The sequence below is a fragment of the Gilliamella sp. Imp1-1 genome, assembly GCF_001690415.1.
GTDB lineage: Bacteria > Pseudomonadota > Gammaproteobacteria > Enterobacterales > Orbaceae > Gilliamella > Gilliamella bombi.
On sequence record NZ_LZHK01000102.1, the window covers coordinates 1 to 6,416 of the forward strand.

Sequence of the window (6,416 nt, forward strand, 5' to 3'; positions counted from 1 at the left end):
ATAATAAAATTATTATATAGATGATTACATTATACAACTTACATTTATCATAATTTATGATTAAACTAAAAATAAGAACCAGTACGAATTTATGCATCTTAATGGTTCTTTGTTAGACTAATGAATTTACTTATTACGTTGAAAGATAAAAAAAGAAAAACCACCATGACTAATAAAGACAATTTAGCCAACCACACCCCAATGATGCAGCAGTATTTAAAACTTAAATCTGAAAACCCTGATATTTTATTGTTTTATCGTATGGGTGATTTTTATGAGATGTTTTATGATGATGCCAAGCGTGCCTCGCAACTTTTAGATATTTCGCTCACAAAGCGTGGTTCGTCAAATGGTGAACCGATTCCTATGGCGGGGGTGCCTTATCATGCGGTTGAAAGTTATTTAGCAAAGTTAATCGCACTAGGGGAATCTGTTGCTATTTGTGAACAGATTGGCGATCCAGCTACTAGTAAAGGACCAGTAGAACGAAAAATTGTCCGTATTGTAACTCCTGGTACGGTAAGTGATGAGCTATTATTAGAAGATCGCAAAGACAATTTACTGGCATCAATTTGGCAATATAAAAATTATTACGGCTATGCCACACTCGATATCAGTTCAGGACGATTTTATATTTTTGAATGTGACAATTTCGAGGAAATGCAAGCCGAATTACAACGTACAAGTCCTGTCGAATTGCTATATCCGGAAGAATTTCAATCTATGCCATTAATTGAAAATAACTCTGGATTGCGCCGTCGTCCACAATGGGACTTTGATCTTGAAACAGCAAAACAACAGCTTAATCTACAATTTGGCACTAATGATTTAATTGGATTTGGTGTGGAAGACTGTAATTATGCACTTTGTGCAGCTGGCTGTTTGTTACAATATGTTAAAGATACCCAACGCACTGCTCTACCTCATATACGTTCAATTGTCAAACAGTCGGCTTATGATTTTGTCGTGTTAGATGCCGCAACACGTCGTAATCTAGAAATCACCGAAAACCTATCTGGTGGAACTCAAAATACTGTAGTTGAAATACTTGATAAAACTCAAACACCAATGGGTAGCCGTATGCTTAAACGTTGGTTGCATTCACCAATTCGTAATCTGACTATATTACAAAATCGACAACAAGCTATTGGCGAATTGCAAAATTATATTAATGAAGTTAATCCATTATTAAAACAAATTGGTGATTTGGAACGTATTTTAGCAAGACTTGCATTACATACGGCTCGACCTCGTGATTTTGCTCGTTTACGTGATGCTTATAATTTATTACCACAACTACAAACACTACTAAGTGGTCTTACTTCACCTGCGTTAATTAACTTGCGTAAAAAAATAAATCAATTTGACCGTATAGCCGAAATATTAAATCAGGCTATTGTTGAAACACCGCCGGCAATTATTCGTGATGGTGGGGTTATTGCTACTGGTTATAATGCAGAACTAGACGAACTACGAAGTTTAGCGGATGGTGCAACCAATTATTTAGAACAGTTAGAAATCCGAGAACGTGAAACCTTAGGCATTGACACCCTAAAAGTAGGCTTTAACGCCGTACATGGTTACTACATCCAAATCAGCCGTGGGCAAAGCCATTTGGCACCAATTCATTATACTCGTCGTCAAACACTGAAAAATGTTGAGCGATATATCATCCCCGAACTTAAAGAGTACGAAGATAAAGTACTAACTTCCAAAGGACGAGCATTAGCACTCGAAAAGCAACTTTACGAACAGCTATTTGATCTATTAATGCCAGATCTAGCCACTATGCAAATCAGTGCTGAAGCCATTGCCGAACTTGATGTGCTTACCAACCTAGCGGAACGATCATTAACACTTAACTATCAAAAACCAACACTATCAACCGACTCAGGAATAGAAATTAAAGATGGCCGACATGTGGTGATTGAGCAAGTTTTACAAACACCATTTATTGCAAACTCGCTCTCATTATTACCAAGCAGACGTATGTTAATTATTACGGGTCCAAACATGGGCGGTAAAAGTACTTATATGCGTCAAACTGCTTTAATTGTATTACTGTCTTATATTGGTAGCTTTGTCCCTGCTTCAAAAGCAGTCATTGGACCTATTGATCGCATTTTTACACGTATTGGCGCTTCTGATGATTTGGCATCTGGTCGCTCCACTTTTATGGTCGAAATGACCGAAACCGCTAACATTATGCACAATGCAACTCAACAAAGTTTAGTATTAATGGATGAAATTGGTCGAGGAACTTCAACATATGATGGGCTTTCATTAGCTTGGGCTTGTGCCGAAAATTTAGCAAATGAAATCAAATCAATGACGCTTTTTGCCACTCATTACTTTGAATTAACCCAATTACCCGAGCATATGCAAGGTGTTTATAATATCCATTTTGATGCTATTGAGCACGATAATACCGTTGCTTTTATCCACGAAGTATCTGAAGGCGCAGCGAGTAAAAGTTTTGGTATTGCTGTTGCAGGACTTGCCGGTGTGCCTAAGACAGTATTAAAGCGAGCTAAACAAAAATTGAAAGAGCTCGAGATTATTTCAAAACAAACGGCTAACAGTGGTGTTGCTCAATCTCAACTTTCTTTTATCAACGCGCCTGAACCTTCAGAGGTTGAAGAAGCGTTAAAACAGATTGAGCCTGATGCTTTAACACCAAAACAAGCATTAGAAATTTTATATCAATTAAAAAAGTTGGTGTAATTTAAATAATCTCTAATTGTTTTATTGCGATATTATTCTAAAAAACCGCTAGATGTGATTTCTAGCGGTTGGTTTTAATTATGAATAGCATCTAGAATTTAAAAAATTAAGCCCAATTTTTCTTCTTAGATGTTTTACCTATGCCCGGATTAAGACTGTTTGTAGGATCAAGATCTTGATAGAATTTTTTCAAATCCTTATTGGCATGATACAAATGCCCCACATTGTGCTCAGCTGGATATTGCGCACCACGCTGATCAAGCAATGCTAAAATCTCTTCCTTAACTTTATCACAATCCACCCCTTTTTTAGCTATATAATCTTGATGAAATACATAACAGAAAAAATGCCCATAATACATTTTATAAATAAAGTTTTGATCAATGTTTTCTGGTAGCGTTTCAAACCAATCGGTATCATTACGTCGTAGTGCGATATCTAATGCAACAATGTTTTCCACTGTTTTGCTATGTACATTGCGATAAGCCGTTGCAGCACCCGCAGCTGCAAAACGGTGTAACATTGCAGCTTCAGCTTCTTTTTCGTTACATAAAAAATAATTACCATTTTTATTTTGAAAATAGTCTTTTAAAAAAGACTCGGCTTCTGCAATCCCATCATCTGCCATTTTTAAAATAAGGTGATGTTCATAACGATCACGATAATCACGCATTGATTTTGGTAAATGATTTGACAAAAATTTGCAAGCAAAGATAGAAAACCGATCCGAAAAATTCTTTGGAAAAAATGGAATTTTAGCGGTAACACGATCAACAAAGTTCTTAAACACAAACATGCGTGGCATCATATCTGTACCTAACTTTTTAATGGCTAAAAAGGTCGGTTTCCCATAAACCGCGGCAATATCAAAAGCCACACGGTGTATATACTCGCCCGATACAGGCAAGGTTTTAAATTGGCTTAAAATGTGGCGACGAATACCATTTAATTCATTAATATCATTTGTACCAATATAAAATACGGCTGATTTTTTCTCTAACGGAAATGTATCAAGGCGCACAGCAAATACCATTAATCTACCAGCACTACCTGATGCTTCATAATGACGAGCAGGATCAGCATTAAATCTAGCAGGCGTATCGGCATCTACTTCACGAACATGCTCACAATAATGGTGATCATGGCCTAACCCAGCATCATGTTTAATATCCTTATCAGTATAAGTATGATTTTGAAGATTCTGTAAAATTGTTTCTGGTTCATCACCCAATTCTATACCTAAATGATTAACTAAACGCAATTGCCCTTGCGCATCTAATTGAGCAAACACCGCCATTTGAGTATAAGCAGGCCCACGCTGAATCAGTGCTCCACCTGAATTATTACATACCCCACCCATCACAGAAGCGCCAATGCAAGATGAACCTATAACCGAATGCGGACCTCGATGATATTTTTTTAATTCCTTTTCTAGACGAAAAAGTGTGCTACCTGGCAAGCAGACAACTTGTTCACCATTTTCTATCACTTTAATACTATCTAAGCGACGAGTACTAACAATAACAACAGGACGATCATAGTCATTACCATCAGGCGTTGAACCACCAGTTAATCCAGTATTTGCGGATTGTGTGATAACAATCACATCCGCTTCAACACACGCCTTTAACACTTGCCACTGTTCAACTAACGTTTCCGGCAAAACAACTGCCAATGCATCACCTTCGCCAAAGCGAATACCTTGACGATACGGTAATGTTCGTGCTGGATTGGTTAAAGTATATTTATGTCCAACAATACCTTGTAGCTGCTCAATGAGCTTAGCTGTTTGATTACTTTTCATATCGGTATTTCCTATGGTTATTGAAAATTAAGATGGGTTAATAGCGGCGATTAAATAATCACCATCTTAACCAAAAGCAAAACAATAAGCTATCGGTATTTTTATTGCAGATGAACAAAACACACTTAAACGACCTTTTACAACAAAAAGGTCAATAAAGGCAATTTATTCATAATGTTTAACATTTTGTTTTATATGACTTTTTGATAAAAGTTGTTGGCGTTCATTTTGATTAAAAAAAGTCCACGCTACAAACCTACTCACTTTCTGCCCTTGCGCCATGGAAATAATACGGCTTTCAACAACAGCAGCTTGTTTTAATTTTTTATTAATTATCGACAAGGTCTCTTTTTTTGAAACTAATGAAGTAAACCACAGGCATTGAGTTTTATATTGAGTACTTTCATTAATCATATTACTAATAAAAGCACTTTCACCTCCTTGACACCAAAGCTCGGCATGTTGTCCACCAAAATTAAGCACAGTTTTTTGAGTGGAATTTGTTAGCTTACCTAACTTCTTTAATTTGGTTTGCGTACTTGCCAATGCATCTTCTGCTGAAGCATGAAAAGGCGGATTGCACAGGGTTAAAGCATAAAATTCATTGGGCTTAATAATATGCTTAAAAATCGATCCACTGTCTTTTTGTAATCGACACTGCAAAGTGTTTTTTAATAACGTATTGGCTTGTGTAATTAGCAAAGCAACTTTGATCGCAACTGGATTAATATCACTCCCTACAAATGACCAACCATATTCGGCACAACCAATAATAGGGTAAATCACATTAGCCCCAACGCCAATATCTAAAACCCGAATTTGTTTACCTGTTGGAATGCTATTTTGGTTGTCTTGAGCTAATAAATCAGCCAAATAGTGAATATAATCAGCTCGACCAGGAATGGGCGGACATAAATAACCATCTGGAATATCCCAATAATTTATTTGATAATCATTCAATAACAAGGCTTTATTTAACTGTTTAACAGCCATAGGATCGGCAAAATCGATCGATAAATTGCCATAGGAATTCTGATTTACATATCGAGACAGCTCAGGCAGTATTTTAATGAGCTTTGCAAAATCATAGCCATTCCGGTGTTTGTTTCTGCAATGTAATTGGGGCTTTTTTAATGGCGTTTGCACGGTTGTCCTATTTTATCCAAAATCAAATAACCGCTATTATAACGACTTAACAGCAATATGCGAAAACCGAACAAATCAATTAATCAAAATGACTACGGTGTAGCGTTGTTTTTTACTCTAAAAACGTTCAAGTAGACTATTGATTTTATTGAAGTTTTTTATTTTTTAAATAAAATCAAACACTTATAGGCTAATTTTTTATTACGTTGAATTTGGCTTTTTAATAAAAGCGCTTTTGTTATTTGATAATAGCTATTTAATAATAATTTGTTAATAACAGCCAGTTGATAGCAAAAGCGCAAGCTTGAAAATTGTATCAGTCGGAGCATTGTTTTTACTTTCAGTCATTAAAGCGCTAGGTTCACAGGCTTTGCCTGCTCAGCGTCCCAACTTGCGTTGGGGCTTTATTCTTTTTTATATTATCCCCTCAGGCACCATAACCACCTTCCGCACCCTAAGGATTAAGAACTGGTATGTCCACACATTTTAGTACCAAAAAGATAAGGTCATCGATTTCTTTTGTATTCAATCGGCGACTGGTAATTTAATGTTGAATGAAGTCGATTATAATTAAACCAATCCACATAGTGATTAAATTCCAATTTAAGTTGCGCCAGTGAATCAAAAATAGTATTTGACACAAATTCTGTTTTCACTGCTTTGAATGTGCTTTCTGCAATTGCGTTATCATAGGGGCAGCCTTTGCGACTTAACGACCGTTTAATTCCAAATGCTGTTAAAC

4 protein-coding genes are annotated in these 6,416 nt (G+C 36.3%); 1 reads left to right on the forward strand and 3 read right to left on the reverse strand.

Features of this window, described 5'->3' with window-relative positions:
* Positions 1–165: 165 nt before the first annotated feature.
* Positions 166–2,724: a DNA mismatch repair protein MutS gene (gene mutS, locus A9G38_RS09005; protein WP_034915377.1), complete on the forward strand. Its 2,559-nt coding sequence runs from the start codon at positions 166–168 to the stop codon at positions 2,722–2,724.
* Between the two features lie 106 nt (positions 2,725–2,830).
* On the opposite strand, the gene dld is transcribed toward mutS, so the two are convergent.
* The 3 genes from dld to A9G38_RS09020 all read right to left on the reverse strand — a co-directional run.
* Complete coding sequence (dld, locus tag A9G38_RS09010) at positions 2,831–4,528, reverse strand: D-lactate dehydrogenase (RefSeq protein ID WP_034915373.1); 1,698 nt, start codon at positions 4,526–4,528, stop codon at positions 2,831–2,833.
* Between the two features lie 165 nt (positions 4,529–4,693).
* Positions 4,694–5,674 carry a 23S rRNA (adenine(1618)-N(6))-methyltransferase RlmF gene (gene rlmF, locus A9G38_RS09015; RefSeq protein ID WP_034915370.1) on the reverse strand — a complete coding sequence of 327 codons (981 nt, stop codon included), beginning with the start codon at positions 5,672–5,674 and terminating at the stop codon, positions 4,694–4,696.
* Positions 5,675–6,180: 506 nt separating this feature from the next.
* Positions 6,181–6,416 (reverse strand): IS3 family transposase (locus A9G38_RS09020; protein ID WP_141671661.1); only part of this gene is annotated, 236 nt, incomplete at its 5' end.

Coding starts and splice junctions, on each gene's coding strand:
- mutS (WP_034915377.1), top strand. CDS start 166: ATGACTAATAAAGACAATTTAGCCAACCACACCCCAATGATGCAGCAG.
- dld (WP_034915373.1), bottom strand. CDS start 4,528: ATGAAAAGTAATCAAACAGCTAAGCTCATTGAGCAGCTACAAGGTATT.